Raw genomic sequence first — 4689 nt, forward strand, 5'->3', positions numbered from 1 at the left:
GTCAGCCGATCAAGGACTCGTTGAACAGTTTTTAGATGCAATGTGGATGGAGAGGGGCTTGTCTGAAAATACCCTCGCTTCCTATCGCAACGATCTTGTTAAGCTTTTGCAATGGATGGAAGCCAATAACTATCGTCTCGATTTTATCAGCTTAGCGGGATTACAAGACTATCAGAGTTGGTTGATGGAGGAGGGGTACAAACAGACTTCTCGTGCCAGAATGTTATCGGCCATTCGCAGGCTATTCCAGTATTTGCATCGTGAGAAAGTGCGCGCAGATGACCCTAGTGCACTATTGGTTAGCCCTAAGCTTCCTAAGCGGTTGCCAAAAGATCTTACCGAAGAGCAAGTTGACGCTCTGCTTGATGCGCCTGATCCTAACGATCCCATTGAGCTGCGCGATAAGGCGATGCTCGAACTGCTCTATGCAACGGGCTTACGTGTGACAGAGTTGGTCAGTTTGACGATGGAAAATATTAGCCTGCGCCAAGGGGTGGTAAGAGTGACGGGTAAGGGGGGTAAAGAGCGCTTAGTCCCGATGGGTGAAAATGCCGTCGATTGGATTGAAACTTTTATCCACCAAGGCAGGTCTGAACTACTTGGAGAGACGACATCTGATGTGGTTTTTCCGAGTAAACGAGCTAGGCAAATGACCCGTCAGACGTTCTGGCACCGTATAAAACACTATGCGGTTCTTGCGGGGATTGATACTGAACATCTCTCTCCTCACGTGTTAAGACATGCCTTTGCAACCCACTTACTTAACTATGGCGCAGATTTGCGTGTGGTGCAGATGCTGCTAGGGCATAGTGACTTGTCTACGACACAAATTTATACTCATGTTGCTACAGAGCGACTGAAACAGCTACACAGTGAGCATCATCCAAGAGCTTAATCGCTCGTGGTCACAACTAAATCGATTTAAGGTGAATTGAATGCGCGTATTACGCCGAATGACTCTACTTACCCTGCCTTTATTACTGGCGACGCAAAGCGTTTCAGCGGGTGATACTAAATTTGATAAAGCTCAACTCGAAGAGCATTTTGCCAAGCTAGGGCTTGAGGTGAAGGACATCGTTCCTGCGGATATTGATGGCTTAGTAGAAGTGCAAACGAGTGGTGGGATTCTATTTGCTTCGCCAACTGGTGAATACTTTATCACTGGTACTCTATACAAATTAGATGCAAGTGGTAAGTACGAAGACGTTCTAGCCAAGCGCCAAGCGCCAATCAATGCGGCTAAAATCGAAGCGTTTAAAGATAGCATGATTGAGTTTAAAGCTAAGGATGAAAAGTACGTTATAACGGTCTTTACTGATATTACTTGTGGCTATTGTGTTCGCTTACACAGCCAGATGAAAGACTACAACGATTTAGGTATAACCATTCGTTACTTAGCGTTCCCACGTCATGGCGCTACAGGCTCAACAGCCGACCAAATGGCAGCTATCTGGGGAGCTAAAGATCCACAGACTGCCATGCATAACGGTAAAGTGAGACGTGAGTTCCCTGAAAGAGGTGAGGACTTTGCTAAGTATCAAGAGCTGATCAAACAGCACTATGCATTAGGTAAAGAGCTTGGCATCAGTGGTACACCAGCGATCTTCTTGCCAAACGGTGAAATGGTCGGTGGATACCTACCTCCAGAACAGATGTTACTACGCTTACATCAAGTACCAAAGTCGTAAGCATATCCAATCTGCCGTCCAATTAGCCAATAACATAAGTTCGTTGGATGGCATCCATGATGTCGAACTGAACCTATCACTATGATTGAAATTCAACGCCGCCCTGAACCTGACCTATCCTCACTACCAGACCCCATAGCACCTCTACTTAAGCGCATTTATGCTAGCCGAGGCGTGACGTCTCAGCAGCAGCTCGATACCACGGCGCGAGCATTACACTCGTACCAAGAGCTGTATGGTATTCAAGCTGCCGTTGAGCTGCTATTTGAATCTATTCAACATAACAAGCGCATCATTGTGGTTGGGGATTTTGATGCAGATGGCGCGACCAGTTCAGCACTTTCAGTTTTAGCATTGCGTATGCTTGGCTCTCAAAATGTTGACTATCTTGTGCCAAACCGCTTTGAAGATGGTTATGGCTTGAGCCCTGATGTTGTTGATCAGGCAATCGAGATAGGTGCTGAAGTGATCATGACGGTCGATAACGGCGTGTCATCGATTGATGGAGTGCGATATGCCAAACAGCAAGGTTTAAAAGTTTTGGTCACGGACCACCACTTGCCGGGACACGAACTGCCAAATGTTGATGCTATGGTTAATCCAAACCTTCAACAGTGTGCATTCCCATCTAAAGCGCTAGCTGGTGTTGGTGTCGCATTTTATCTGATGATGGCGCTGTGTGTTCATATGCGCAAAATCGGTTGGTTTGCTCAACAAGGTATGGCAGAGCCAAAATTGATGGAACTGATTGACTTAGTTGCGTTAGGTACAGTGGCAGACGTTGTACCACTGGATGAAAATAACCGCATCCTTGTTCATCAAGGTTTGCAAAGAATTAGAGCGGGTAAAGCCCGTCCGGGGATTCAGGCGTTAATTGAAGTTGCCAAACGTGATGCTCGTCGACTGGTCGCCTCTGATTTCGGTTTTGCTTTAGGGCCGCGTATTAACGCTGCGGGTCGTCTGGATGATATGTCCTTCGGAGTTGAATTATTGATGTCGAATAACATTCATGCTGCGCGTCGTATGGCGAGTGAACTTGATGGACTTAACCAAACTCGTAAAGAGATTGAAGAGGGTATGAAGCAAGAAGCGATGGCTTTTTGTGAGCGCTTGCAGTTTGGCAACAATGACATGCCCCATGGCTTGGTACTGTTCCAGCGTGATTGGCACCAAGGGGTGATTGGTATTCTTGCCTCGCGTATCAAAGAGAAATTTCACCGTCCAGTGATTGCTTTTGCTGATGGTGGTGAGGGGACGATTAAAGGCTCTTGTCGCTCGATTCCAGGCCTGCACATGCGTGACACGCTTGATCGTATCGATACCCAGAACCCTGGTTTGATCCTCAAGTTTGGTGGTCATGCGATGGCGGCAGGTTTAACTATTCAGGAGAAGGACTTCGAACGTTTTTCGCGGCTGTTCGATCAAGCCGTAAAAGAGGACTTAGATGAAGCTGCGCTTAAAGGTGTGATCTTGTCTGACGGAGAACTAAAGCCTGAAGAGTTCTCAATGCATGTTGCTGAAATGCTTCGCGCTGGTGGACCTTGGGGACAAGCCTTCCCTGAACCTCTGTTTGATGGCGAGTTTAAAGTGCTTCACCAGAAACTGGTTGGTGAGAAACACCTGAAACTGATGCTAGAACCTCTACACAAGGGGCATCCAACCAATATTATGATTGATGGCATTGCATTCAATGTTGATCTGCGCCGCTGGCCAGATGCGTCAGTAAAAACCGTTCGTTTAGCCTATAAACTTGATATTAACGAGTTCCGTGGTAATCAGTCATTGCAGCTGATGATTGATCATATTGAGGCGAAATAAGAGTAGAAACGAGAACGCGTTGCTCCGAGATCGGGCTGCGCCCGCGAGAATCGAGAATGATATATGGTCAGTAGCTCGGATTCTTCTGCTGGGGTATTTCATAGAGCGAGTAGATAACCTTCATAGATTTCTGCTCGCTTTATGAGATCCCCAACTCGTTCGTGCCTCACTCTTGAGGATGACGTTGCATAGTATGCCTTGATGTCAGTATGGTCATTTCATAGAACGACGAAGGAGTGAGTAGGGAATCTCTATGTATTCTTAGTTAATGTCTAGAGATCCCCGACTCGGTCGTACCTCCCTCTCGGTGATGACGATCTAAATAAAAAGTTGACACTCTTGATCAATCCTTAAAAGCTGACTCGCCACTCGCCACTCGCCACTCGCCACTCGCCACTCGCCACTCGCCACTCGCCACTCGCCACTCGCCGACATATTCCGTTCATATCTCTTTAAAACTTACCAATTAAACTGTGACACCTAGCACGTTTTATTCCCATCTGTTTATATTTTGTAATTGGTCAGACCATTTGGATTGCTGTTTTAATCATCTAATGTTGTCAAACTGTTGCTGTATGTCTTGTTCTATGATTTAGGTCAATTTTTGTCTGGAACTTGCGTTTTAATTATGTTAATTTTCTTGCCAACTTGAAATTGGTAATACCAATTGACTGCAAAACGAGTAGAAGAAATATAAATATGGCTTATCAAAGGATTCGTCAGCCAAAACTCTCTGATGTGATTGAACAGGAGTTAGAAAGGTTGATAGTGGAAGGAACATTGTCTCCGGGGCAACAACTGCCACCAGAGCGTGAGCTAGCTAAGCAGTTCGATGTCTCCCGTCCGTCAATCCGAGAGGCCATTCAACGCCTCGAAGCGAAACGTCTTCTTACTCGCCGTCAGGGTGGTGGCACATTTGTTAGTGAGAGTATCTGGACCAGCTTTTCAGATCCTCTGCTAAATTTACTCTCAAGCCACTCTGAAACTCAGCTGGATTTGCTTGAAACTCGCCATGCGATGGAAGGTATTGCCGCTTATTTTGCAGCCGTTCGTGGTACCGAAGAAGATTTTGCGCGTATTCAAGCTTGCTTGAAAAACATTAGCGAAGAGCAGACAAAAAAGAACGTTGAAGCCGAGGCCGCTGCCGTAATGCAGTTTCTTATAGCTCTAACAGAAGCCGCTC

General features: G+C 46.3%; 4 protein-coding genes. All 4 read left to right on the top strand.

Annotation, left to right across the window (positions count from 1 at the left end):
• Positions 1–895 (top strand): site-specific tyrosine recombinase XerD (gene xerD / locus QTO00_RS15125; RefSeq protein WP_331425529.1); only part of this gene is annotated, 895 nt, incomplete at its 5' end.
• A gap of 40 nt (positions 896–935) precedes the next feature.
• The gene (locus QTO00_RS15130; RefSeq protein ID WP_331425530.1) at positions 936–1688 is read left to right on the top strand and encodes a thioredoxin fold domain-containing protein; all 753 of its coding nucleotides are present in this window, start codon (positions 936–938) and stop codon (positions 1686–1688) included.
• Between the two features lie 81 nt (positions 1689–1769).
• A complete protein-coding gene (gene recJ / locus QTO00_RS15135; protein ID WP_331425531.1) occupies positions 1770–3506 on the top strand; it encodes a single-stranded-DNA-specific exonuclease RecJ in 1737 nt (578 codons plus the stop codon).
• Between the two features lie 699 nt (positions 3507–4205).
• The coding region (locus QTO00_RS15140; protein ID WP_331425532.1) for a GntR family transcriptional regulator at positions 4206–4689 on the top strand (484 nt) is incomplete at its 3' end.

It is taken from the genome of Vibrio sp. M260118 (assembly GCF_036533755.1).
GTDB lineage: Bacteria > Pseudomonadota > Gammaproteobacteria > Enterobacterales > Vibrionaceae > Vibrio.

Coding starts and splice junctions, on each gene's coding strand:
- QTO00_RS15130 (WP_331425530.1), top strand. CDS start 936: ATGCGCGTATTACGCCGAATGACTCTACTTACCCTGCCTTTATTACTG.
- recJ (WP_331425531.1), top strand. CDS start 1,770: ATGATTGAAATTCAACGCCGCCCTGAACCTGACCTATCCTCACTACCA.